Source organism: Streptomyces sp. IBSBF 2435, from assembly GCF_036815005.1.
Lineage (GTDB): Bacteria > Actinomycetota > Actinomycetes > Streptomycetales > Streptomycetaceae > Actinacidiphila.
The window spans coordinates 1-24,359 of the sequence record NZ_JAJSYW010000185.1; the positions used below are offsets into that span (position 1 = coordinate 1).

A 24,359-nucleotide genomic window follows, 5' to 3' on the forward strand; every position below is an offset into this window, starting at 1 on the left:
GGGCCGGGGGCGGGGCCGACTGGGACTCGGCGGTGGTGTCGAGCAGCAGCTCGTACGACGTGCCCCACGGCATGCCCGGCAGGGTGAAGGCGACCGGGCGGTGGTCGGCGTGCACGATCAGCAGGAAGCTGTCGTCCACCACCGGCTCGCCCCGGGCGTCCCGGTGCGCGATGTCGGCGCCCGACAGGTACATCCCCAGCGTCGCGGACCGCGCGAACCACTGCTCGTCGGTCAGCTCCTGCCCGTCCGCGCCGAACCACGCCACATCGCGCAGCCCCTCGGGCGCGGACGCCAGCCCGGAGAAGAAGCCGCCGCTGCGCAGCACCGGATGCGCCCGGCGCAGTGCGATCAGCCGGGCGGCCAGATCGCGCAGCGCGGCCCAGCCCGGCTCCGCCAGCAGCGACCAGTCCACCCAGCTGGTCTCGTTGTCCTGGCAGTACGCGTTGTTGTTTCCGCCCTGCGTGCGGCCCATCTCGTCGCCCGCGACCAGCATCGGCACCCCGGTCGACAGCAGCAGCGTGGACAGCAGGTTGCGCGACTGGCGGCGGCGCAGCGCCTCGACGGCCGGGTCCGCGGTGGGTCCCTCGGCCCCGCAGTTCCAGGACCTGTTGTCGTCGGTGCCGTCCCTGCCGTCCTCGCCGTTGGCCGCGTTGTGCTTGCGCTGGTGGCTCACCAGGTCGCGCAGGGTGAAACCGTCGTGCGCGGTCACGAAGTTCACCGACGCGTACGGGCGCCGGCCGCCCCAGTCGTAGAGGTCGCTCGACCCCGACAGCCGGTAGCCGAGGTCGCGCACGTCGGAGGTGGCGCCGCGCCAGAAGTCCCTGACGGTGTCGCGGTAGCGGTCGTTCCACTCGGTCCACAGTGGCGGGAAGGCGCCCACCTGGTAGCCGCCCGCGCCCACGTCCCACGGCTCGGCGATCAGCTTGACCCGGCGCAGCACCGGGTCCTGGGCGATCACCGCGAGGAAGGGCGAGAGCATGTCGACGTCGTGCATCGAGCGGGCCAGCGCCGCCGCGAGGTCGAAGCGGAAGCCGTCGACGCCCATCTCGGTCACCCAGTAGCGCAGCGAGTCGGTGATCAGCCGCAGCACGTGCGGCTGGGTGACGGCCAGGGTGTTGCCGCAGCCGGTGTAGTCGGCGTAGCCGCGCGGGTCGTCGCCGAGCCGGTAGTAGGTGCGGTTGTCGATGCCGCGCAGCGACAGCGTGGGACCGCCCTGGCCGCCCTCCGCGGTGTGGTTGTAGACCACGTCGAGGATCACCTCGATGCCGGCCGCGTGCAGCGCCCGTACCATCCGCTTGAACTCGCCCACCTGCTGGCCGCCCGAGCCGCTGGCGCTGTAGGCGGCGTGCGGGGCGAAATAGCCGATCGAGTTGTAGCCCCAGTAGTTGCGCAGGCCCCGCCGCTCCAGGTGGTCCTCGTGCGCGAACTGGTGCACCGGCAGCAGTTCGACGGCCGTCACCCCGAGGCCGGTCAGATGCGCGATCGCCGCCGGGTGCGCGAGCCCGGCGTACGTGCCGCGCAGCTCAGGGGGGATGCCGGGATGGCGCTGGGTGAAGCCGCGCACGTGCAGCTCGTAGATCACCGTGTCGGCCCAGGGGGTCTTCGGGCGGTGGTCGTCCACCCAGTCGTCATCGTCGTCCACCACCACGCCCTTGGGCACGAAGGGCGCCGAGTCCCGGTCGTCGCGCACGGTGTCGGCGACCGACCGCTCCGGCCAGTCCCGGGCGTGCCCGTAGACCTCGGGGACCAGCTCGAAGTCGCCGTCCACCGCCCGTGCGTACGGGTCGAGCAGCAGCTTCGCCGGATTCCACCGGGCGCCCGTCCACGGGTCCCAGCGCCCGTCGACCCGGTAGCCGTACCGCTGGCCCGGCTGCACGCCCGGTACGAAGCCGTGCCACACCTCGTGCGTCAGCTCGGCCAGCGGCGCGCGGGTCTCGGTGCCGTCGGGGGCGAACAGGCACACCTCGACGGCTTCCGCGCCGCCCGCCCACAGCGCGAAGTTGGTGCCGGTACGCCCGCCGGGTCCGGTGTGGAAGCGGGCACCGAGCGGCTGCGGCGACCCGGGCCACACCTCGGCCTGCCGCGGCGCGGAGCGCGGGCGGCGGCCGGTGGTGACCTGGGCGGTACGCGGCGGCGGGGGAGCGGCGAGGGTGCCGGCCGCGCTGCCGGAGGCGCTGCCGGGCGCGCGGCGCGCGTCGCCGTCCGGGCCGCGGCCGTCCTCGACGGCGACATCGCCGGCCGGCTCCGGTGCCGCGGCAGGCAGCGGGGGGCGGCCCTGAGCCCGCCCGGATATGCCGAATTGACGTGTCTCCGACACGTGTTCCCTCCCACGGCTCGGATCTCGGCTGTGGCGTCGCCCGGGCGTCCCGTGCCCGGCGGCCCGCCGTGTCCCTGCCCCTTTCCTTCCCACCTGGGGGCCCGGTTTCACCACCGGCGGGCGGCTGCCCTGCGCGGATACCCGGCGGATACGCGCCGCGTGGCGCGTTTCCCCGGCGGCGGTGGCGTCGTTGACGGGACGTGAGGAATGCAGTGAGGCGCGCGGTGCGCGCGGGTACGGGTGCGGTGCTGTGCGCGTTGGTGATCGCCGGCTGCGGTACGGGAGCCACCGGCGGCGGTCCCGACGGCAAACCGGCGGACCGGGCCGGGTCCCGGCTCTCCCGGGCGGTGATCACGGTCGCGCCCGGCGACGGCGCCAAGGACGTCGCCGCCGAGGGCGCGCTCGGCGTGACCGTCGAGGACGGCACCCTCACCGAGGTCACCGCGAAGGCCGCGGACGGCACGCCGGTGGCGGGGGCGCTGGCCGCGGACGGGCGCAGCTGGCGGCCCGCCGGGCGGCTCTCGCTGGCCACGCAGTACACGGTGGACGCCCTCGCGGTCGACCCGCAGGGCCGCGCGGCGGCCCGGCACGCCGTCTTCACCACCGTGGTGCCGCAGCACGCCGTGATCGGCTTCTTCACACCCGAGGACGGCGCCACCGTCGGCGACGGCATGATCGTGTCCCTGCGCTTCAGCCGCCCGATCGCCGACCGGGCCGCGGTCGAAAGGGCCGTCACCGTCGGCGCGGAGCCCGCCGCGCCCGTCGTCGGCCACTGGTTCGGCGACCAGCGGCTCGACCTGCGCCCGGCCGACTACTGGCAGCCCGGCAGCCGGGTCACCCTGCGGCTGCGGCTGCGCGACGTGGAGGCCGCGCCCGGCGTCTACGGCACCCAGTCCAAGGACGTGCACTTCACCATCGGCCGCGACCAGCGCTCCACGGTCGACGCCGCGACGCACACCATGACCGTGCGCCGCGGCGGCCGGGTCGTCCGCAGCCTCGACGTCTCCGCCGGCGCCCCGGGCCACACCACGTACAACGGCGTCATGGTGATCGCCGAGAAGTTCGCGGTGACCCGGATGGACAGCAGGACGGTCGGCTTCGGCGGCGAGTACGACATCCCCGACGTGCCGCACGCGATGCGGCTGACCCGCTCGGGCACCTTCATCCACGGCAACTACTGGGCCGCGCCCTCGGTCTTCGGCAACAGCAACACCAGCCACGGCTGCATCGGCCTGCTGGACGCCAAGGGCGGCGGTGCCGACACCCCGGCCGGCTGGTTCTTCGACCACTCGCTGGTCGGCGACCCGATCCGGGTCGTCAACTCCCACGACACGACGGTCGCCGCCGACAACGGCATGAGCGGCTGGAACCTGACCTGGCCGCAGTGGACCGCCGGTTCGGCGCTGTAACCCCCGGAACCGCCGTTCCTCACCTGTGAACTTCCGACAGGTGGAACCGAATCACTCCGTCGTGCGTCGATCTTGACAACCACGTGTCCGGCACCGCGACCTCCTGCGGTGCCGGCGGACACGGTTGTACGACCGCACGACAGCAAGGAGTGACGCACATGTCCTGCTCGAACCCCGACTGCCGGAAGATGGCGTGCAGTACCGAGCCGAGGCCCCGCCCGTCCCAGCCCGGCGGGCCGCGCAAGGGCTGATACGTCCGGGTGCGTACGGCGGTCAGCACGTCCGTACGACCGGTGCCGGGGCGGCTGACGCGCGCCGCACCCGGGTACACAGATATCTGGGACGCAATGGTGACATACCCGTGTGCCCGAGCATGCCCAAGGTGTGGTTGTCTAGCGCCATCCCGGGGGAGTCCAGGGCAGTGAGCGCGGGTAGCGGGCATGGGAGAAGCGGAATTGAAGCCGATAGGTGTGGCGCCTGGCGTCAGGAGAAACGTGACGGCGCTCGCGCTCGGCGCGCTGCTGCTGCTCGTGACCGCCTGCAGCGGCGGCGGGAGCGGCGGCGACTCGGCCGGTGACCCCAAGGCGCCGGCCGGCGGTGCGACGGCCACCGCGGACACCGTCGCCTCGACCGCGGTGGTCTCCATCGCGCCCAACGACGGCGCCGACGAGGTGGCCACTACCGGCACCCTCAAGGTCGCCGCGACCGGCGGCAAGCTGTCCACCGTCGTGGTCAAGGACGACAAGGGCGGCGCGGTGCCCGGCGAGATCAGCGCCGACGGGCTCGGCTGGACCCCGACCGGCCACCTGAACACCTCGACGCAGTACACGGTGGACGCCACCGCCACGGACCCGGCGGGCCACGAGTCCGACAAGCACTCGACCTTCACCACGGTCACCCCGAAGGACACCTTCGTCGGCTACTTCACGCCGGAGGACGGCTCCACGGTGGGCGTCGGCATGGAGGTCTACCTCAGGTTCAACCGGCCGATCACCGACAAGAAGGCCGTCGAGGACGGCGTCAAGGTGACCGCGTCCCCGTCCGTCCCGGTCGCCGCCCGCTGGAACGGCAGCCAGGAGCTGTACATCCGCCCCGCCGAATACTGGGCGGCCGGCACCAAGGTCACCCTCCACCTGGACCTCAAGGGCGTCGAGGGCGCCCCCGGCGTCTACGGCAAGCAGCAGAAGCAGGTGCACTTCACCATCGGCCGCCGCCAGGTCAGCGTCGTGGACGCGGCGAAGCACTCGATGACCGTCTACCGCGACAACAAGGCGGTCAAGACCATCTCGATCTCCTCGGGCGCACCGGAGCACACCACCTACAACGGCAAGATGGTGATCTCCGAGAAGTACATCACCACCCGGATGAACGGCGACACGGTCGGCTTCGGCGGCGAGTACGACATCAAGGACGTGCCGCACGCGATGCGGCTGACCAACTCGGGCACCTTCATCCACGGCAACTACTGGGCCGCGCCCTCGGTCTTCGGCAAGAGCAACACCAGCCACGGCTGCATCGGCATGCGCGACACCCGCGGCGCCGGTGACGCGAGCACGCCCGCCGCCTGGTTCTACGACAGCTCGCTGGTCGGCGACGTGGTCCAGGTCGTCAACTCCAAGGACAAGACGGTCCAGTGGTACAACGGCCTCAACGGCTGGAACATGCCCTGGAGCCAGTGGAAGGACTGAGCGCGTCCGGCCGCCCGCGGTGCCTGCCCGCGCGGGGTTCGTCGTAGTCTCGCGTGCATGACTGTGACCCTCGAAGTCGACGACGGCGTCGGTACGATCCGGTTGGACCGGCCGCCGATGAACGCCCTGGACAGCGCCACGCAGGACAGCCTCAGGGAGGTCGCCCGGGAGGCCGGGGCGCGGCCCGACGTGCGGGCGGTGGTGCTGTGGGGCGGCGAGAAGGTGTTCGCGGCGGGCGCGGACATCCCGGAGATGCAGGCCATGTCGTACGAGGACATGGTCGACCGCTCCCGGCCGCTCCAGGAGGCCTTCACCGAGGTGGCCCTGATCCCCAAGCCGGTGGTGGCCGCGGTGACCGGGTACGCGCTCGGCGGCGGCTGCGAGCTGGCGCTGTGCGCGGACATCAGGATCGCCGCGGAGGACGCCAGGCTGGGCCAGCCGGAGATCCTGCTCGGGCTGATCCCGGGGGCCGGCGGCACCCAGCGGCTGGCCCGGCTGGTCGGTCCGTCCCGCGCCAAGGACCTGATCTTCACCGGGCGGATGGTGGGCGCCGCCGAGGCGCTGGCCATCGGCCTGGTCGACCAGGTGGCGCCGGCGGCCGAGGTGCACTCCCGGGCGCTGGCCTGGGCCGCCCGGCTGGCCCGCGGTCCCGCCTACGCGCTGCGGGCCGCCAAGCAGGCGGTGGACGTCGGCCTCGCGACCGACCTGGAGACCGGCCTGGCCCTCGAACGCACCCTCTTCGCCGGGGTGTTCGCGACCGCGGACCGCGAGACGGGGATGCGCAGCTTCGTCGAGCAGGGTCCCGGCAAGGCCGAATTCCGCTGACCCGGCAGCGGGGCGAGATCCGTACGATTCCCGTACGGACGGTCGAACAGGGGTAGCCCGCAGGTGGCGGCCTTCCTTGAGGCAACCGTGTGAAAGTCTTGAGGGCGTACGGGCCGCCACCGGTCACCCGGCTGGTCGGCGTCACCAACGCCGCAGGTGGGAATGGCCGCCATACGATGAATCCTGCCGCCGGAATATACCGACACGGCCGGACGGAACGCCTCATTCTCCTTCGTCGATTCACTGGGTTGGCACCCATGGTGCGGCTGGTGCGGCCATGATGAAGTCATGGCGGCCAGCGGAGGATCCGAGCAGCCGCAGCGGGTGACCACACAGACCGCCGCGGGCGCCGCACCGGTGTTGGCCGAGGGCGCCGATACGGCCGGTGACGCCGTCGGCGGCGTGCTGGGCCTCGACCCGTCGGCCGCCGAGGTCCATCTGACCTCGCGCCCCGAATCCGCCTCCACCGCCCGCCGGCTGGCGCTGTCGGTGATCCGGATGTGGGGGCTGCCGCAGTACGCCGACACCGTGGAGCTGCTCGTCTCCGAGCTGGTCGGGAACGCCGTGCGGCACACCGGTGCGCGCAGTTTCGGGCTGCGGATGCGGCGGCGGCGCGGCTGGGTGCGGGTCGAGGTGCGCGACCCCTCGCGGGCGCTGCCCTGCCTGCTGCCGGTGCGCGATCTCGACACCAGCGGGCGCGGCCTGTTCCTGGTGGACCGGCTGTCCGACCGCTGGGGCGTCGACCTCCAGCCGCGCGGCAAGACCACCTGGTTCGAACTGCGGGTGCCCGAGCGGTAGCCGCGCCGGACGGCGGGAACGGACCGCGGGCGGAATGCGAAGAGGCCCTTCGCGTCGGGGTAACGACAGCGGGAAGGGCCTCTTCGTGACCGCCGCGAAGCAGGGGGGTGTGGTCCGCGGCGCCTGTGGAACGGCCATGCTCGGGTCGTGCGGCCGTTGACCCGACTGTCGCACGCGGATCGGGGCGGGTCAACCCCGCTTATCTCCTTATATCGGGCATCAGCGACAATTCATCTGGTGATATGCGGGTGATGTGCACCACTCGCCTTGTAAATCACGGGAAATTCTCCTTACAAGCTTCTAATGTTGTCATTGGCATGGTGACTCGGGTATGACCCCGAGACGGGAGTGGGGGTAGCCCCAGCCCGTAATGGGGGATGGACCGGATAGGCCGGGCCGTCCGCTGCGACAGAGTCGTCCATGAGCCGGTCGCCGCCCAGCGACCGCCCCCGACCGAGGAGTTGACCATGGCGGCGCCGACGGCACGCAGCGGACCGGTGGCCGCCTTCGTGCGCTTTGTGATCTGCGGCGGCGGTGTCACCCTGCTGGCGGGCGGTGCGCTGCTGCTGATCGGCCACCGGGTGCCCTTCGCGGTCGCCAACGCCGTCGTCACCGTCGCCTCCACCGTCCTGGCCACCGAGCTGCACGGGCGCTTCACCTTCGGGCGCGGCCGGGCGGGCTGGAGCGACCACGCGGCCGGCGGGCTCACCGTCGCGCTGTCGTACGCCTTCACCACCGGGGCCATGCTCGCCTTCGACGGATTCCACCCGGCCGGCGGTGTGCTGCTGCGGCAGGGCGTCTACCTCGCCGCCTCCGGGCTCGCCGGGATGGCGCGCTTCCTGCTGCTGCGGCATGTGGTCTTCGCGACCCCGGGTCCTCCCCGGGTTCCCGAGCGGGTACGGCGGCGGGCGGCGACGACGGGGAGTGCGGGACGGCGTGTCGTCCCGCACCCCTCAGGTTCCCGGCTGCGGATCGTCCTGGAGCCCCGGCGCCCGTCCCCAGGGCAACCCCGCCCCCCTGCACGGATGACGGGCGGGCCGGACCGGAGTCCGGCCCGCCCGTCAGGCGGGTGCCGCGGTGCTCAGCGGCCGGCGGCGCTCAGCTGCCGAACACCTGGAACTCGTACAGCGAATAGCCGTACGCGGTGGCCCGCTGTGTGCCGTAGACCCGTACGTAGCGGCCTGTTCCGGTGACATTGAGCGTCTGGTTGCCGCCGGTGCCCGTGGTCGTGGTGTAGACGGTGTTCCAGGTGGTCCCGTTGGCCGAGGTCTGGATCTGGAAGGCCTTGCCGTAGGCCGCCTCCCAGTTGAGCTTGACCTGGCTGATGGTGTGGCTCGCGCCCAGGTCCACCTGGAGCCACTGCGGGTCGCCGAAGGCGCTGGACCAGCGGGTGCCGGTGTTGCCGTCCACGGCGGCCGAGGCCGGGAAGCTGGCGTTCTCGGTCGAGGACGCGGTGGCCGTCTTCCCCTGCGAGAGGTTGCCGCCGGCGGGCGGGGTGGTGCTGCCCGGGCCCTTGTTGTACACGGCCACGTAGTCGATGTTCATCTGGCCGCCGGAGACGGTGGCGGCGTTCGGGCCGCCGCCGAAGGCGTCGGGGAAGCCGCCGCCCATCGCCAGGTCGTAGATGATGAAGAACGGGTGGTCCACCGCGTTCGCCCAGGTCGTGGCGTCCACCTGGGTGGAGTTCACGGTGAAGTAGTTGGCGCCGTCCAGGTACCAGCGGATCTGCTCGGGCGAGGTCGAGCGGTCGATCTGCACCGCGTAGGTGTGGTAGCCGGTCTGGCAGCCGGAGCAGGCCCGCTCACCGCTGCCGATGCCGGTGGACTCGTTGCACGGGCCGCCCGGGCTGACCCCGCAGTGCAGGGTGCCGAAGACGGAGCTGCGGGAGTTGATGTCCTCCAGGATGTCGACCTCGCCGGACGTCGGCCAGCCGACGCCGCTGCGCAGCGTCGAGCCGAGCATCCAGAACGCCGGCCAGTAGCCGGCCCCGTTGGCGGTCGTGAGGTTCGGCTGCTGGATCGAGGACTGCATCATCACCACGCCGCCCGCGGGCGCGCCGAAGGAGGACGACTGCGTCTCGATCCGGCCCGACGTCCAGCCGGAGCGCGGGTCGGTGCCGCTGTGCAGGGCCTTGAGGACCAGATGGCCGTTGCCGTCCTGGAAGACGTTGGACGTGCTGTTGGTCATCGTCTCGATCTCGCCGGTGCCGAAGCTGCTGCCGGGACCGGTGTCGTACTTCCAGTCGGCGCCGTTCACGCCGGTGTTGGCGCCGCCGCTGAAGTCGTCGCTCCAGGTGGTGGTGAAGCCGGCCGGCGGCGCCGGGATCGCGGCGGGTGCCACGGCCGGTGCGAGCGCGGGCGCCGCGGCCGTCGGGGCGGCCGCGCCGCCGGGCGCCGCGGCGACCGCGAGCCCGGTCAGGCTGAGCGCGCCGACGGTGAGGGCGGCGAGTGTCAGCCGCGCCCTGCCGCGCAGCCGGCGCAGGCCGGTGGGGCGGCCTGCCGAGTGCTCCCGCGCCGATGGGGGTGTTGGTGCGTGTCCGCTGGACATGCGTGGTCTCCTGTCCCGATGAGCCCTGTGGGGGGTGCCGAGCGTTCCGCTGGGACGTGCTTGAGAGCGCTCTCTTCGAGCAGGGAGTTTTCTAGTACCTCCCTCATCCGGCGTCAAGGTGTTGCGCAGGATACGCAGGTGAACAGGGTGGCCGGCCGCGGCGGTCGGGGGAAAGCCCTTACCCGCGAAACAGCCGGGGGGGGGGGGGGGGGGGGGGGGGGGGGGGGGGGGGGGGGGGGGGGGGGGNGGGCTGAGCCGTCACCCTCGGTGAGCCGGGAGAGGGGGGGGGGGGGGGGGGGGCCGCCCCCCCCCCCCCCCCCCCCCCCCCCCCCCTGCTGCGCACGCCTCGGTGCTACGGCTTGACGCGGATCACCTGCGGGTCGTGGTCGCTGGTCTGGTTCGCGAACTCGGAGTTGATGTGCACCACGTCGTAGTCGACGTTCTTGCCGAGCTTCGGGCTGACCAGGATGTGGTCGAGCACCTGCGAATTGCCCTCGTAGACGTAGGAGTAGCGCTCCTTGGCCGGCAGCGTGTTGACCAGGTCGGTCAGGACGCTGCCGTTACCGGTCAGGCTCAGCACGGCGGGCGAGAACTGGTAGTCGTTCAGGTCGCCGAGCACCACCACGCGGGCGTTCTTGTCCGCGGTCTCCAGCTGCTGGACGAAGTCGTGCTCCAGGATCGCCTGCCGCACCCGCTGCACCTCCGAGCTGCGCACCGGCGGCTGGAAGTGGCTGTCGATGCCCTGGTCGCCGCCCTTGCTGTTGAAGTGGTTGGCGATCACGAACAGCGTCTTGCCGCGGAAGGTGAACTGGCCGACCAGCGGCTTGCGGCTGCTGTTCCACGCCGGGTCGGCGGGCGCGATCCGGCCGGGGGAGGCGGTCAGCGCGGTCTCGGCGCCGGTGCCGGTGATGCCGACCGGGGTGGTCGAGTCGCCGCCGGGGATGTCGGTGAAGCCGGCCCGCAGCGGGTTGAACAGGAAGACCTGCCGGATGTTGCCGCCCGGCTCACCGCCGTCCTTGTCGTTGACCGGGTCGATTTCCCGCCACTGGTAGCGCGGGCCGCCCGCCGCCACGATCGCGTCGGTGAGCTTCTGCAGCGTCTGGTCGGCGGCGACGGTGCCGTCGTCGGTGGCGCCGTTGTTGTCCTGGATCTCCTCCAGGGCCACGATGTCGGGCGAGCGCAGGTTGTGCACCAGGCCCTGGGCGAGCGCGTCGAACTTCGACTGCGGATTGCCCGGGGCCAGGTTCTCCACGTTGTACGTGGCCACGGTCGCCTGGTCCGCCGACGCCTTGCCGGTGACCTCGGGCTGCAGGCCGCCGCTCTTGACGGTGCCCAGGGTGCTCGCCTGGAGCGCGTACGTACCGGCGAACTGGTTGTAGTCCAGCGGGCCGGACGTCGTGCCCATGAGGGTGTCGCCGACGTTCGCGGTCGGGAAGGGTGAGGTGGCGGTCGGGATCAGCGACTGCACCATCAGGCGGCCCGAGTTGGGCTGGTCGTAGCCGGTGTAGAGGGTGCCGCCGCGCTTGGTCGGGTTCTGCTTGGGCTTGACCGTCACCCACAGCTCCGAGTACGCGTCGCTGGCGCCGACCACCCGCGTGTCGTTGATCTGCACGTTCATGCCTTCGAGCGAGGCGTACAGGTCGAGCGCGTAGTCGGCGGGCCGCAGCGGCAGGTCCTCGATGCTGCCGCCGCCCGCGCTCGGCACGAAGGCGTCGGGGACGCTCTTGTCATTGAGCACGACAGGCGCCGGCACCGGGTTGCCCGAGGACACCTTGGTCACGGTGGGCTTGGTGATCTCGGTGACCGCCTGCGCGCCGGTGGTGGCGCCGCCCGGGTAGTACTGCGAGACGGTGCCCGCGACCGACACGCTGTCGCCGACCACGACGGTCGGGCTGGAGCTGGTGAAGACGAAGATGCCCTCGCTGGTACGGGGGTTGGCGTCCGGGTTCGGGTCCTGCACCCAGAAGCCCCTGGACGAGCCGTAGTCCCGTACGCCGGTGACGATGCCGGTCGCGCCGGTGATCGCCTTGCCCGCGAAGGGCGAATTGCGGGTGTCGCCCTGGATGTCGTGGATCTTCGCCTCGGTGCCGGTGGGCGGCGGCGAGGTGGGCGGGGTGGTCGGCGGGTTGGTCGGGGTGCTGCACCCGGCGGCCGAGCCGTTCGTCGCGGTCACGATCTTGTTGAAGAGCGTCGCGGCCGGGTCCAGGTCGAGCAGCGAGTAGACCATCGAGCCGCCCAGCCCGTGGCAGTGGGCGTAGTCGGCCTTGGCCTGGATGCCCTGGGCGCCCAGACCGGTCCAGAACTCGGTGCCGTTGTAGAACCAGTTGGACTGCGAGGCCGGGTCCCAGAAGGTGGTCGAGGGGTTGTCGACCAGGCCGGTCAGCTCCTTGTAGTACGCGGTGCCCGCGACCTGGCTGATGCCGCGTGCGGGGGCCGCGCCGGTGGCCGACTGGTAGAGCCCGTGGTTGCTGCCGGCCGGTACCCCGGTCCAGCCGCGGTAGTACAGCGGGTAGCCCATGGTGATCTTGCTGGCCGGGAAGCCGCCGGGGATGCCGTAGGCCGGGTCACCGGTGGTCCACGCCTTGATCGCCTCGTCGGTGTTGTACTTGGCGGTGCCGGGCGCGATCGGGTTCGACGGGTCGCTGGGCGACTGGTACGTCGGGTCCTGGTGGTTGGTGGGACCGGTCGCGTCCCACGCACCGTGCATGTCGTACGTCATGATGTTCGCGTAGTCGAGGTACTGCCCGAGCTTGTCGGTCTCGACCGTGGCGATCTTGTCCTGGCCGGACGGCAGCGCGGCGGTGAGCAGCATCTTCCGGCCGCCGTTGGCGGAGCCGTAGGCGTCCAGCTCGGTACGGAACTCGGCCGCCAGCTTGGTGAAGTTGGCCTTGTCGTTCGGGCTGTAGTGGTTGCCGGTGTGGCCGTTGGGCGAGCCCGGGTACTCCCAGTCGAGGTCGAAGCCGTCGAAGATGCCGGCCGCGGCACCGGTGCCGCCGTAGCCGCCCTGGACGGGCAGGTTGCCCTTGATGAACATGTCGATGCAGGAGCTGACCAGCTTCTTGCGGCTGGCGTCGGTGGCCGCCGCGTCGGAGAAGTACTTCGAGTACGTCCAACCGCCGATCGAGGCGACGATCTTGAGGTTGGGGTACTTCGCCTTGAGCTGCTTGAGCTGGTTGAAGTTGCCGACCAGCGGCTGGTTCCAGGTGTCCGCGGTGCCGTTGACGCTGATGTCGGCGCCGAAGGACTTCTGGTAGTCGGCGAAGGCGTCGCCCGCTCCGTCACCGGCGTTGGGGTTGGACTCGTTGGTCGAGTCCGACGCCTTGGTGGCCTCGAAACAGGTGAGGTTCACCGGGTCGATGTTCTCGAACGAGTAGTTGAGGATGTTGAGCTTGCCCGCGATTCCCTCGGTGTCGAGGTTCTTGGGGTAGAAGGCGTTGCCGTAGATGCTCCACTGGTCGTAGTAGGCGATCTTGACCCCGCCGCTGCTCGCGGCGGCGGGCGCCGCGGCGGCGGCGGGTTTCGCGGCTGCGGCGGTGGTGTCCGCCTGGGCGGTGCCGAGTCCGCCTACCAGCGCGGTGAACGCGCCGAGGGCGAGCGCGGCGCTCGTGGCGGCGGCCACGAGCGCTCTCTTCCTGGACTGCACAAGAACCTCCGGGGGGAGAGGGAGGAACAACAGGGGGCTGTGGGGTATGAATAGCCTCCTGATCAAGTGCACGTCAATGGTCTGAACCAAAGCCAGGACTAGACCAATTCACGGGTCCCAGCGGCCCCGCGGATTGTTCACGACGTGAGCAAAGCCGCTCGTCAACCGGGTGACGAGCGGCTTTAAGTCTCGATTAAGGCAGGCCGGGCGGCCGGTCCGAGGTCGAACCACCCGGGGGCAGGAAACCGGTATTTAACCGGCCGCGATGTCTTTCGGGAAGCCGTAGGCGTCGGCGATGAGGTCGTACGAGCGCAGCCGCACCGCCGGCGTGTGCGCGTTGGCGGTGATCACCAGCTCGTCGGCGCCGGTCCGCTCGACGAGCGCGTCGAGCCCCGCCCTGACCGTCCGCGGGTCGCCGTGCACGATGTTGGCCATCCAGGAGTCCACGAATTCCCGCTCCATCGGGCTGAACGGATGGGCCGCCGCCTCCTCAGGGGTCGGGATCAGCCCGGGCCTGCCGGTCCGCAGCCTGAGCATCCCGAGCGCGCCGGCCAGCACCTGGCGGCGGGCCTGCTCGGGGTCCTCGGTCGCCAGCGCGGCCACCCCGATCGAGGCGTAGGGGCGGTCGAGGATCTCCGAGGGGCGGAAGGACTCGCGGTAGAGCGCCAGCGCGGGCACGGTGTTGGCGGCCGAGAAGTGGTGCGCGAAGGAGAACGGCAGCCCGAGCGCCCCGGCCAGCTGCGCGCTGAAACCGGACGAGCCGAGCAGCCAGACGCTGGGCCGGCCGGCGGACTGCACCCCGCCGGCCGTACTGCCCTGCACCGGGCCCGGCACCGCGTGGATCCGGGCGTAGCGGTGCCCGGCGGGGAAGTCGTCGTCCAGGAAGCGGACCAGCTCGGCGAGCTGCTGCGGGAATTCGTCGGCGCCCTCGTGCAGCGACTCGGTCCTGCGCAGCGCCGCCGCGGTCGCCCCGTCCGTACCCGGCGCGCGGCCGAGCCCGAGGTCTATCCGGCCGGGGGCCAGCGCCTCCAGGGTGCCGAACTGCTCGGCGATCACCAGCGGAGCGTGGTTGGGCAGCATCACGCCGCCCGAGCCGAGCCGAAGGGTGCGGGTGAAGGCGGCCAGATGGGCCAGGATCACCGCGGGTGAGGAGCTGGCCACACCGGGCATCGAGTGGTGCTCGGCCACCCACATCCGGTGGTAGCCGCGGGCCTCGGCGGTCCTGGCGATCTCGACGCTGTTGCGCAGCGCGTCGCCGGCCGTCAGACCTGCGCCCACGCCGGCCAGGTCGAGCACCGACAGCGGTACGGGCGCGGTGCCGCGGACGGGGCCGCGGATCCCCTGACCGGCCGGCCGCCCGTCCCGGTCCGTACCCGTGCCGTTGCCGCCGCCGTCCCGAGCCACGTCGTCACCCACAGCTAGCGCCTCCTTGATCGTCCGGCCGTGCGCCGCGGCACACGGAATGCTCCGTGCCGCACAACCGGAGCACTCATCCGGTTATTCCCGTGACCAGCCCCTCGGTTTATCCGATCGGGCAATGACCTCGGCATATGCCGAAGAGGTTCCTTGCTGCACAGACGCCCGCAGCGCCCCAGCGAAGTCGCCAACAGCTGCCCCGGGCAACGGTATTGGGGCTATTGTTGAAACCGGTCAAGCTGCCGGCCGGGACAGTGCCGTTCCCCGACTGTGACCAGCAGCGACAACCGGGACGCAAACGGTCACACCTGCAGGGGGCTACCGTGGCGCTAGAGGACCGACAGACCGCGCCGGTCGACGCGGTCCGGCACGCACTGCGTGTGCTGGAATCCGTCGACACGCACCGACACGGTGTCAGCGCCGAGCAGCTCGCCCGGGAGATAGGGGTGCCGGTCGGCTACCTCGGCCAGCTCCTGACCATGCTGCAACGCGAGCGCTACCTGGGCTTCCTGCCCGGCGGCGGCTACGTGATCGGCGAGACCCCGGTGATGCTCGGCGCCGCCAACCACGACGAGGCGCTGGCCGAGAAGCTGCGCACGGTCCTGGCGCAATTGCGCGACGATGTCGGCGCCGCGGTGTATTTCAGCCGCTACGACGACGGCGAGGTCCGTATCGTCGACTTCGCCGACGGTCCCAACGCGCCCCGGGTCAACGAGTGGGTCGACTTCCGCTCGGCCGCGCACGCGAGCGCGGTCGGCAAGTGCCTGCTGTCGCAGCTGGACCACAGCAGCCGGCTCGAACACCTCTCCCGGCACCGCCCCGCCCGGCTCACCTCCCGCACCATGATCGACGACCGGACGCTGCTGGGCGAGCTGGAACGCCAGCCGGCCACCGTCCCCACCCTCGACCTCCAGGAGTACGCGGTCGGCACGGTGTGTGCGGCGATCCCGGTCACGATCGGCAAGATGGTCGCCTGCCTGGCCCTCTCGATGCCGCTGGCCGAGGTCCACCGCCTCAGGCCGGCCGTCGACATGCTCAACGAACGGGCCGCGCCCGTCCTGCTGTCGATGAGCATCTGACCCGCGCCCCGGGGACCCCGAGGGGTGGTCGGAAGCACGTCCGGAAGGACGTATAGTTGTCCTCGTTGCGCCGCTAGCTCAGTTGGTTAGAGCAGCTGACTCTTAATCAGCGGGTCCGGGGTTCGAGTCCCTGGCGGCGCACCACGCAGGATGACGAAGGCCTCCCACGGCATGTGGGGGGCCTTTTTCACGACCAGTGGGCGGGCCGGGGCAGCGTCCGCGGCAGCCGGGTCGCCGGGTCGCCCGCGGCGGCCGTGAGCTGGGCGGCGGTCAGGAAGAGGGCGCCGCGCAGGTCGGCGCCCCGCAGGTCGGCCCCGCGCAGGTCCGTACCCGTGAGGTCGGCCCCGCGGAGATCCGCGCCCCGCAGATCGGCCCCGATCAGATAGGCGCCGCGGAAGTCGGCCCCGCGCAGGTCCGCGCCGCGCATCCGGGAGCCCATGAGGTCGGCGCCGCGGTGGTTCCTGCGCCGCGGGAAGGCGGCGCGGGCCAGCTCGGAGGCCTGCCGGAGCAGACCGCTCACCCGGTCGCGCTCGGCCGCGACGTCGAGCGCGAGCAGGTCGTCCGCGCTGCCCAGGCTCAGCGCCTCGACGCGCTCGGCCGCCGCCGCCGCGGCCTCGTGCAGCCCGGCGGCGGCCGGCAGGCTCCGTACCTCGGCGAGGTGGCGCAGCACTTCGTGCAGCTGCCGCACCACCGGCAGCACCGCGAACATCGCCCGGCCGCCGTCCGCGGCGTCCCGCCAGTCCTGCCCGGCGAAGGTGTGCCGGGAGATCTTCTGGCCGGCGCCCAAGCAGTCGTAGACGGTGCAGCCGGCGTAGCCGCGGTCGCGGAGCCGGTCGTGGATGCCGCAGCGGTGGTCGGCGCCGAGGTGGCCGCAGGGCTCCCCCGCGGCCTTGTCCCGGGCGAAGTCGGCGGATCTGGTGAAGGCGAGGGCGACGCAGCACAGCCCGAGGCAGTTGCCGCAGTCCGCCCGCAGCTCGCTGTGCTCCACCCCTGGTCCCTTCGCCGGCTCCGCCCGGGTCCATGGTGCCGTATCAGGCGGTGGTCACCCGCCGGGGAGCACGGCGGGCTTGGCCGGGGTGTAGAGCCAGGTCTGGAAGAAGCCGCCCAGGTCCTTGCCCGAGAGGTGCTCGGCCAGGGCGCGGAATTGGGCGATGGTGCCGTTGCCGTAGCGGTGCTGGGCGGGCCAGGCCTTGAGCAGGGCGCGGAAGGCGCGGTCGCCGATGGTGGTGCGCAGCGCCTGGATGGCGACGGCGCCCCGGTCGTAGACGGCGTCGTCGAACTGCCTGGCCGGCCCCGGGTCGCCCGGCTCCACGGTCCAGAACGGGTCGTCCGCGGGGTAGGAGTCGTAGGTCTGCCGGGCGATCTGCTGGACGGTGCCCTTGCCCTCGTGCTCCGACCACAGCCAGCTGCCGTACGTGGCGAAGCCCTCGTTCAGCCAGATGTCGGACCAGCGCGCGAGCGACACGTCGTCGCCCCACCACTGGTGCGACAGCTCGTGCGCGACGGTGCCTATGCCGTTGGCGGTGGCGAAGACGGCCGGGCTGTAGAAGACCCGGGTCTGCGCTTCGAGGGAGAAGTGCGAGGGCACGTCGGGGACGTAGCCGCCGGCCGCGTCGAAGGGGTAGGGGCCGAACCAGCCGCTGAGGAAGTCGATGATCTCGCCGGTGCGCTCGACGCCGGCCCTGGCGTTGGCGGCGGTGGCCGCGGGCAGCGCGGTGCTGTACGCGTTGATCACGGGGACGCCGGTACGGGTGCGGCTGTGGGTGACGTCGAAGTGGCCGAGGGCGAGCGTGGCCAGATACGTGGCCTGCGGCTTGTTCTGCCGCCAGTGGTAGCCGGTCCAGCCGTTCGCGGTGTGCTGGGAGACCAGCAGGCCGTTGCTGATCGCCTGCTCGCCCGCCGGGACCCGGACGTCGACGTCGTAGGTGGCCTTGTCCAGCGGGTGGTCGTTGCTGGGGAACCACCACCAGGCGGACTCGGGCTCGTTGGCCGCGACCCCGCCGTCGGCGGTGCGCTGCCAGGAGGTGAAGCCGTAGCGCTCCACGCCGGACGGCACACCCGAGTACGTGACGGCCACGGTGATCCGGTGGCCGCCGGGGATCGGCCGGGCCGGGGTGATGACGAGTTCCTGCTCGCCGCTGGTGGCGAACCGCGCCGGGCGCCCGTCCACGGTCACCTTGCTGACGGTCAGGGCGAAGTCGAGGTCGAAGCTGGTCAGGCCCTGGGTCGCGGTGGCCTGGATGGTCGCGGTGCCCGACAGCGTGTCCGTGGCGGGCTGGTAGCTCAGGTCGAGGCCGTAGTGGGAGACGTCGTAGCCGCCGTTGCCGTACGTCGGGTAGTACGGGTCGCCGATACCGGGCGCGCCCGGTCCCGCATCGGCGGCGGCTGCCGGGATCACCAGCAGGAAGCCGAGGGCGGCGGCAGCGGACGCGATCACTCTCTTGCGCACAGGGGTCCTCCAGCGCGGGGCGGATAGGCCGTTGGTGGCAGGTACACGCTGACCCTAGAAAGATCGGGCCGTCCCAGTCACCCCGTCGCCCCCGTCTGTCGCAGAACCTTCACCTGGCGCAACACACCACCGCGGCACCACCGGGCGCGCCACGGGAACACCGCCGCCGTCCGGGCCGTTGGCAGCTCAGGAGGAAGTCGATCATCCGGCTGGGCGGCTGACGGCACGGGTGCGGGCGGATAGGTTCACCATGTGAAGATTGTCTGGCTGACCAGAACGCTCCAGCGGGTGGAGGGCGAGTATCTGGCGCGCATGGGCCTGTCGCTGCCGCTGGCGTCCATCGCCGTAGTCATCGGCGCGGACCTCGTCGCGGGCCGGGACCACTTCCTCACACCGGGCATCGTGGTGGCACCGCCGCTGGCCGCGATCACCGTCACCTGGCGCAAGACGCTCTTCATCGGGGTGCTCGGCCTGCTGGTCCAGGCCGGCCTCGCCCCCTACGACGGCATCACCGATATCCCCGACCACGACGTCTTCTTCGGGCAGGCCTTCGCCTACGGCCTGGTCTCCCTTTTCAGCGTCTACATCGCCTGGCGGCGGGAGACCGGCGCCAAGGCCTTCAGCGCGATCGCCTCGGTCGCCGAGGCCGCCCAGCACGCCCTGATGCGCCCGCCCGACCCGCGGGTCGGCAACGTCCGGCTTGCCGTGCGCTACGTCTCCGCCGCCGACGCCGCGCTGATCGGCGGCGACCTCTACGCGGTGCTGGACACCCCGCACGGCGTAAGGGCCCTCATCGGGGACGTACGCGGCAAGGGCCTCGCCGCGGTGCAGACCTCGGCGGTGGTGCTCGGCGCCTTCCGCGAGGCCGCGTTCGACGAGGGCGGGCTCGACACGGTCGCCCGGCGGGTGGACATCAGCGTCGGGCGGCACGTCACCACCGGCGACTTCATCACCGCGCTCTTCGCGCAGTTCGACCGGCCCGACAGCGTCGAACTGCTGCACTACGGCCATGTCGCGCCGCTGCTGGTCGGCGCGGACGGCACGGTGGACACGCTCTACCCCGCAGAGCCGTGGGTCCCGCTCGGCCTCGCCGACCTCGTCCCCGGCGGCCCCAAGCCGTGGCGGGTGCCGATGCGGCCGGGGGATGTGCTGGTGCTGTGCACGGACGGGGTGATCGAGGCGCGCAGCCCGCTGGACAACACGTTCTATCCGCTGGCGGACCGGGTGGGCGGCCTCGTGGCCGACGCGGGCCGGGACCTGGACGCGGCGGTCGAGCGGGTCTACGCCGACCTTCTCCGGCACGCCGGCGGCTCCCTCTCGGACGACGTCGTCCTGCTCCTCCTGACCCCCGTCCCCCGCCGGGGAAGGTCCCGGGACGTACCCGGAGCGGCACCCCGGGCGCCCCCGGGCACCCCCAGGGGATCAGCGCGTGGCGCGTTCGAGCGCGACGATCACCGACTCGTACGCCTCCCCCGTAGCGCGAGCCAACCCCACCTCGCACATCCGGCTGGCCGACACGTACACGTCGAAGCCGCGCGCGGCGACCTCCTCCGCCTCCGCCCGCGTCGCGGCGGACGTCAGCTCCTCGTGGAGCATCCCGCGGTCGCCCGCGAAGGCGCAGCACCCGGCGTCGTCGGGCACGACGACCTCCCGCGCGAGCGCCGCGGCGACCTCCGCGAGCGCGGCCCCCGGCCGCCCCAGGTGCCGCGCGGAGCACGTGGGGTGCAGGACGGCGGAGCCGACCGGCCCGGTCACGGTGAGCCGCGGCAGGACGTGGTCCGCGGCCCACACCGTGGAGTCGAGCACGGTCAGCTCGGCGTGCAGCCCGCGGTTCTCCTCGGTGAGGTACGGCACGACGTCCCGGGTGAGCCCGAGCGTGCAGGAGGTGGCGTCGACCACGACCGGCAGCCGCCCGCCGCCGGTCCAGGCCCAGGCGTGCTCGACGATCCGGTTGGCCATGACGGTGTTGCCCGCGTCGTAGCCCTTGGAGTGCCAGATCGTGGCGCAGCACGTCCCCGTGACGCCGGGCGGGATCCACACCGGCAGGCCCGCCCGGGCCGAGACGGTGACCAGGGACTGCGGCACCCAGCCGTAGCGGCCTTCCGCCGGGCCGAAGATGCGGTTGACGCAGGCCGGGTAGTAGACGGCGGCGGCGCCGTCCCGCTCGGTGCGTGGCAGGGCGCGGGGCGCGGCGCCGGGGATCTCCGGCAGCCAGTCGGGGACGAGTTCGGGCCCCAGCGCCCGCCGGGCCGGCCCGGTGAAGGCGGCGAGCGGCCGGTCGCCGACCCGGCGGCGTACGGCGTCGGCGGTGGCGACGGCGGCGCGGGCGGCCCGCTCGGCGGTACGCCAGTGGGTCGCCGCCGACGCGGCGGCACGCTCCTGCGTACGGGAGTGCCGGGCGTGCCGGAAGTCCTTCATCAGGGCTCCGGTGTCGATGCCGACCGGGCAGGCGAGCTTGCAGGTCGAGTCGCCGGCGCAGGTGTCGACGGCGGCGTAGCCGTACGCGTCGAGCAGTTCGCGCAGCACCGGGGACCCGGCGGGCTGCCGCAGCATCTCCCTGCGCAGCACGATCCGCTGGCGCGGGGTGGTGGTCAGCTCGCGGCTGGGGCAGGTCGGTTCGCAGAAACCGCACTCGATGCAGGGGTCGGCGACCGCCCCGATCACCGGGATGGTCTTCAGGCCGCGCAGGTGCCCGCGCGGGTCCTGGTCGAGCACGACGTGCGGGGCGAGGATGCCGTCCGGGTCGAGCAGCGCCTTGATCCGCCACATCAGGGCGGTGGCGGCCGGCCCCCACTCCGTCTCCAGGAAGGGCGCGATATTGCGCCCGGTGCCGTGCTCGGCCTTGAGGGAGCCGTCGAAGCGCTCGGTGACGGTACGGCAGAAGTCGTCCATGAAGGCGGCGTAGCGCTCCACGTCCGTGGCGCGGCCCGCGTCGAAGGTGAGCAGGAAGTGCAGATTGCCGTGGGCGGCATGGCCGGCGACGGCCGCGTCGAAGCCGTGCCTGCGCTGGAGGTCGAGCAGTTCGGCGCAGGCCTCGGCGAGCCGGTCCGGCGGCACCGCGAAGTCCTCGGTGATCAGGGTGGTGCCGGGCGGCCGGGCGCCGCCGACCGCGGTCACGAACGCCTCGCGCACCCGCCACAGCGCGGCGATCCGCTCCCGGTCGCGGGTGAAGCCGCCGTGGCCTTCCGCGGCCGGTACCGGGGCGATCAGGCCGAGGTCGGCGCAGACCCGCTCGGCGGCCCGTTCGTACGCGGCGAGCTGCGTCGGGTCCGCGGCCCGGAATTCGACCAGTAGCGCCGCGCACCGCTCGGGCAGGTCCGCCCACTCCCTCGGCACCCCGGGCACGGCGGTGGAGGCGCGCAGCACATTGCCGTCCATCAGCTCGACCGCGTCGGCGCCCGCCTGCGCGAAGTGCGGCACGGCCGCGGCGGCGGCGGGCAGGCTCGGGAAGAACAGCAGCCCGGCGGTGGCTGCCGGGCGCACCGGCAGGGTCGCGTAGACCGCCTCGGCGACGAAGCCGAGGGTGCCCTGCGAGCCGATCATCAGCCCGCGCAGGATCTGGGCGGGGCTGTCGGCGTCGAGGAAGGCGTCGAGGCGGTAGCCGTTGGTGTTCTTGAGGGTGTGTTTGGCGCGGATCCTGGCGGTCAGCCGCTGGTCCGCCTCGATCTCGTCGCGCAGGTCGAGCAGGCCCTGGTAGATCTCCGGCTCGGCCGCCGCGAGGCCCGCGTCGGCCTCCGGGTCGCCGGTGTCCACGACGGTGCCGGACGGCAGCACCACGGTCAGCGAGGTGACCGTGCGGTACGAGTCGCGGGTGGTGCCCGCGGTCATGCCGGAGGCGTTGTTGGCCAGCACCCCGCCGACCGTGGCGGCGATCGCGCTCGCCGGGTCGGGGCCGAGGACCCGGCCGTGGCGGGCCAGCGCGGCATTCGCCCGGGCCAGGACGGTGCCGGGCAGGATACGCGCCCGGGCGCCGCCCGCCTCGACCTCGATCCCGCTGAAGTGGCGGCGTACGTCCACCAGGATGTCCTCGCCCTGCGCCTGGCCGTTCAGACTCGTGCCCGCCGCCCGGAAGACCAGGTGGCGGCGCTCGACGCGGGCGTAGCGCAGCAGCCGCACCACGTCCTGCACGCTCTCCGGTACGACGACGGCCTGCGGTACGAAGCGGTACGGGCTCGCGTCCGACGCGTAGCGGACCAGGTCGGTGAGGTCGCCCAGCACCTTGTCCGCGCCCAGCAGCCGGACCAGGCCGGCCCGCAGTGCGGGGGGAGTGCCGCCGGCCCTGGTCTCCTCCACCCGGTCCGGTGCGGCCTCCCCCGCGGGTATCGGCCGCAGCGCGGCGCCGCCCTTCGGTTCGAGCACGGGCATCGGGACCTCCCTCGGCGGCGGTCCCCCGGGGCGGGGGGCCAGACCTGGCGGAGAAACATACCGTTCGCCAACCTATGCCCGAGTACGGACCGGTGCGCGGCTTTCCGCGTGCCGGTCTCCTCCCCCGCTCAGGCCGCTCCCGGCCCGGTCTCAGCCTTGGGACGGAGGCGGGGGCCGCCGGTCACCGGCAATACTCACGGGGGAAGCCGGTCCGATGGGGAGGGGGAACGGCGTGCGCGGTGATCTGCGCGGTGATCTGCCGGACGGGTCAACACGGCGGGGCAGGCTGCTGGCCGACACCCTGGTCGAGCTGACCGACACCCTCGGCGACGAGGGCGAGCCCGACGCGGCGCTGCGGCGGCTGGCCGGGCGGACGGTGCGCCTCGCGGGCGTCGCCGCGGCCGGGCTGCTGCTCGCCGAGGAGGGCGGGGACATCCGGGTGGTCGGCGCGTCCTGCGAGCCCGCGCGGCTGCTCAGCGCGGCCGGTCCAGGGCCCGACTGCTACCACAGCGGTACGGCTGCCGCCGTGGCCGACCTGGGCCGCCCGCCGGACACCCTCGCGCCGGACTTCGCCCGGCGGGCGCTGGCCAGCGGCTACGCGGCCGTCTTCGCGGTGCCGGTGCGGCACGGCAAGGAGGTGGTCGGGGCGGTGGTCCTCTTCCGTACGGCCGCGGGGCCGCTGCCGCCGCAGTCCGCGGCGGTCGCCCGCGCGCTGGCCGACGCCGCGGCCATCGGGGTGCTCCAGCGGCGGGCCCGCCGCCGTCATGAGCGGCGGGCGGCTCAGCTCCAGTCCGCGCTGGACACGAGGATTCCGGTGGAGCAGGTGAAGGGGGTCCTGGCGGAGAGGTGGCATGTCAGCGTGGACGAAGCTTTCGCGCTGTTGCGCGCGTATGCGCGGGCGCACCGGCTCCGCGTCTCCGACCTGGCGGTCGGCATCCTCGACGGGACGGTCTCCCTGCCCCCGCCCGCCTGACCGCCCCTGCGGGGGCTTGTCGGGGTGAGCGCTACCCGCGTCGGACCCGCCCCCGTTCGGGGTGAGCGTCACCCACGTCAGTACGCCCCGTTCCCTGGCGGGGCGCTCCGGGGTGGGTGCCGCTTGCGGGCGGTCCCGCGCCCTTCCCCCGGCGGGGGCTCGTCCGGGGTGGGGGCCACTTGCGGCGGCATCGCGCCTTTCCCCCGGTGAGGGCTGGTCGCGCAGGATCCCGCGGCGTCTCCGCCCGGCGCCTCACGCCCTGCCCGCGTAGCTTCCTAAGCCGATCCGTAACGGCCGATCGGGCAGGCAGAAGACTGGTATCCGCCCGCGTAGGGGACGAGGTCGGGGCATGTGAGGACGGCATTCTGGATGGTGTAGCCCAAGCCGCCGAAGATGCCGCAGGGGTGCGCGCAGATCACACTGTCGCTGTCCACGTTCACCGTGTACGGGCCTCCGGTGTCGACGAAGGCGTCGCAGCCCGTGAGCAGTGTGCCCAGCCCTTGCGTGCCGTGGGCGCAGTGCACGGTGGTAGCCGCCTGTGCCGTGCCGGTCGCCGTGGTGAAGCCGCAGAACGTCAGGGCCGCAACGGCCATCAGCGTACGCAGATGTAATGAGCGCAAGACTGCCTCCTTCTCTTCGTGGGCTCCCCATCCTTCTGCCGCGGGCCACGACCGAGGAGGGCCTTTACCGGCCGATGTCGCGAAAAGGGCCGAGGCAGGCGATGAGGTAGCGGCCCCTGGGCCATCGTCGAGAGCCCGCGAGCGGCACCCCCGCGCGGGAAGCCGCGGCAGGGGAATCGCGCGGCCGGCCCCCGGCCCGAGGGAGGGCGGGGGGCCACCGCGAAGTCACC

The 24,359-nt window shown here is 72.6% G+C and carries 15 protein-coding genes, 1 tRNA gene and 1 pseudogene; 9 read left to right on the top strand and 8 right to left on the bottom strand.

The annotated features are described in order from the left end of the window. A partial coding sequence (gene glgX, locus V7E46_RS27445) for a glycogen debranching protein GlgX (protein ID WP_333770923.1) occupies nt 1–2,317 on the bottom strand: 2,317 nt, incomplete at its 3' end. Between the two features lie 212 nt (nt 2,318–2,529). On the opposite strand from glgX, the gene V7E46_RS27450 reads away from it, so the two are divergent. From V7E46_RS27450 to V7E46_RS27470, 5 genes are all read left to right on the top strand, one after another. Beyond that, the gene (locus V7E46_RS27450) at nt 2,530–3,726 is read left to right on the top strand and encodes a L,D-transpeptidase (RefSeq protein WP_333770924.1); all 1,197 of its coding nucleotides are present in this window, start codon (nt 2,530–2,532) and stop codon (nt 3,724–3,726) included. A gap of 440 nt (nt 3,727–4,166) precedes the next feature. Continuing rightward, nucleotides 4,167–5,414 (top strand): L,D-transpeptidase, encoded by a 1,248-nt coding sequence (locus tag V7E46_RS27455; RefSeq protein ID WP_333770925.1) that lies wholly within the window; start codon nt 4,167–4,169, stop codon nt 5,412–5,414. 57 nt (nt 5,415–5,471) lie between these two features. Beyond that, nucleotides 5,472–6,239 carry an enoyl-CoA hydratase/isomerase family protein gene (locus V7E46_RS27460; protein ID WP_333770926.1) on the top strand — a complete coding sequence of 256 codons (768 nt, stop codon included), beginning with the start codon at nt 5,472–5,474 and terminating at the stop codon, nt 6,237–6,239. Nucleotides 6,240–6,527: 288 nt separating this feature from the next. Continuing rightward, entirely contained in the window at nt 6,528–7,037 is a 510-nt protein-coding gene (locus V7E46_RS27465) for an ATP-binding protein (RefSeq protein ID WP_333770927.1), read from the top strand. A 467-nt stretch (nt 7,038–7,504) separates the two neighbouring features. Further along, on the top strand, nt 7,505–8,230 hold the full coding sequence (locus tag V7E46_RS27470) for a hypothetical protein (protein ID WP_333770928.1): 726 nt from the start codon (nt 7,505–7,507) through the stop codon (nt 8,228–8,230). On the opposite strand, the gene V7E46_RS27475 is transcribed toward V7E46_RS27470, so the two are convergent. The 3 genes from V7E46_RS27475 to V7E46_RS27485 form a co-directional block, all read right to left on the bottom strand. Then, complete coding sequence (locus V7E46_RS27475) at nt 8,136–9,584, bottom strand: discoidin domain-containing protein (protein WP_333770929.1); 1,449 nt, start codon at nt 9,582–9,584, stop codon at nt 8,136–8,138. The two genes, V7E46_RS27470 and V7E46_RS27475, sit on opposite strands and share 95 nt — an antisense overlap. Nucleotides 9,585–9,936: 352 nt before the next feature. Next, nucleotides 9,937–13,203 carry a glycosyl hydrolase family 18 protein gene (locus V7E46_RS27480; RefSeq protein WP_333770930.1) on the bottom strand — a complete coding sequence of 1,089 codons (3,267 nt, stop codon included), beginning with the start codon at nt 13,201–13,203 and terminating at the stop codon, nt 9,937–9,939. 276 nt (nt 13,204–13,479) lie between these two features. Beyond that, nucleotides 13,480–14,631: an LLM class flavin-dependent oxidoreductase gene (locus V7E46_RS27485; RefSeq protein ID WP_443054365.1), complete on the bottom strand. Its 1,152-nt coding sequence runs from the start codon at nt 14,629–14,631 to the stop codon at nt 13,480–13,482. Between the two features lie 335 nt (nt 14,632–14,966). Here V7E46_RS27485 and V7E46_RS27490 point away from each other — a divergent pair, with 335 nt between their 5' ends. Then, nucleotides 14,967–15,722, top strand: coding sequence for an IclR family transcriptional regulator (locus V7E46_RS27490; protein WP_333770931.1), 756 nt, complete (start codon nt 14,967–14,969; stop codon nt 15,720–15,722). A 67-nt stretch (nt 15,723–15,789) separates the two neighbouring features. Next, nucleotides 15,790–15,866 (top strand) — tRNA-Lys (locus V7E46_RS27495). A gap of 43 nt (nt 15,867–15,909) precedes the next feature. Here the strand turns inward: V7E46_RS27495 and V7E46_RS27500 are convergent. Both V7E46_RS27500 and V7E46_RS27505 read right to left on the bottom strand, forming a co-directional pair. Beyond that, nucleotides 15,910–16,710 (bottom strand): pentapeptide repeat-containing protein, encoded by an 801-nt coding sequence (locus V7E46_RS27500; protein ID WP_333770932.1) that lies wholly within the window; start codon nt 16,708–16,710, stop codon nt 15,910–15,912. A gap of 54 nt (nt 16,711–16,764) precedes the next feature. Beyond that, entirely contained in the window at nt 16,765–18,171 is a 1,407-nt protein-coding gene (locus V7E46_RS27505; protein WP_333770933.1) for a M1 family metallopeptidase, read from the bottom strand. 663 nt (nt 18,172–18,834) lie between these two features. Between V7E46_RS27505 and V7E46_RS27510 the strand changes: the two are divergent. Then, a pseudogene (locus V7E46_RS27510) lies at nt 18,835–19,455 on the top strand (PP2C family protein-serine/threonine phosphatase); the annotation flags it as partial. A 138-nt stretch (nt 19,456–19,593) separates the two neighbouring features. Here V7E46_RS27510 and V7E46_RS27515 read toward each other — a convergent pair. Then, nucleotides 19,594–22,536 carry an FAD-binding and (Fe-S)-binding domain-containing protein gene (locus V7E46_RS27515; RefSeq protein ID WP_333770934.1) on the bottom strand — a complete coding sequence of 981 codons (2,943 nt, stop codon included), beginning with the start codon at nt 22,534–22,536 and terminating at the stop codon, nt 19,594–19,596. 232 nt (nt 22,537–22,768) lie between these two features. Between V7E46_RS27515 and V7E46_RS27520 the strand changes: the two genes are divergently transcribed. Next, complete coding sequence (locus tag V7E46_RS27520; protein ID WP_333770935.1) at nt 22,769–23,509, top strand: GAF and ANTAR domain-containing protein; 741 nt, start codon at nt 22,769–22,771, stop codon at nt 23,507–23,509. Nucleotides 23,510–23,784: 275 nt separating this feature from the next. Here the strand turns inward: V7E46_RS27520 and V7E46_RS27525 are convergent, their stop codons facing one another. Then, nucleotides 23,785–24,129 carry a hypothetical protein gene (locus tag V7E46_RS27525; protein WP_333770936.1) on the bottom strand — a complete coding sequence of 115 codons (345 nt, stop codon included), beginning with the start codon at nt 24,127–24,129 and terminating at the stop codon, nt 23,785–23,787. Between the last annotated feature and the right edge of the window lie 230 nt (nt 24,130–24,359).

Coding starts and splice junctions, on each gene's coding strand:
- V7E46_RS27475 (WP_333770929.1), bottom strand. CDS start 9,584: ATGTCCAGCGGACACGCACCAACACCCCCATCGGCGCGGGAGCACTCG.
- V7E46_RS27515 (WP_333770934.1), bottom strand. CDS start 22,536: ATGCCCGTGCTCGAACCGAAGGGCGGCGCCGCGCTGCGGCCGATACCC.
- V7E46_RS27455 (WP_333770925.1), top strand. CDS start 4,167: ATGGGAGAAGCGGAATTGAAGCCGATAGGTGTGGCGCCTGGCGTCAGG.
- V7E46_RS27465 (WP_333770927.1), top strand. CDS start 6,528: ATGGCGGCCAGCGGAGGATCCGAGCAGCCGCAGCGGGTGACCACACAG.
- V7E46_RS27470 (WP_333770928.1), top strand. CDS start 7,505: ATGGCGGCGCCGACGGCACGCAGCGGACCGGTGGCCGCCTTCGTGCGC.
- V7E46_RS27460 (WP_333770926.1), top strand. CDS start 5,472: ATGACTGTGACCCTCGAAGTCGACGACGGCGTCGGTACGATCCGGTTG.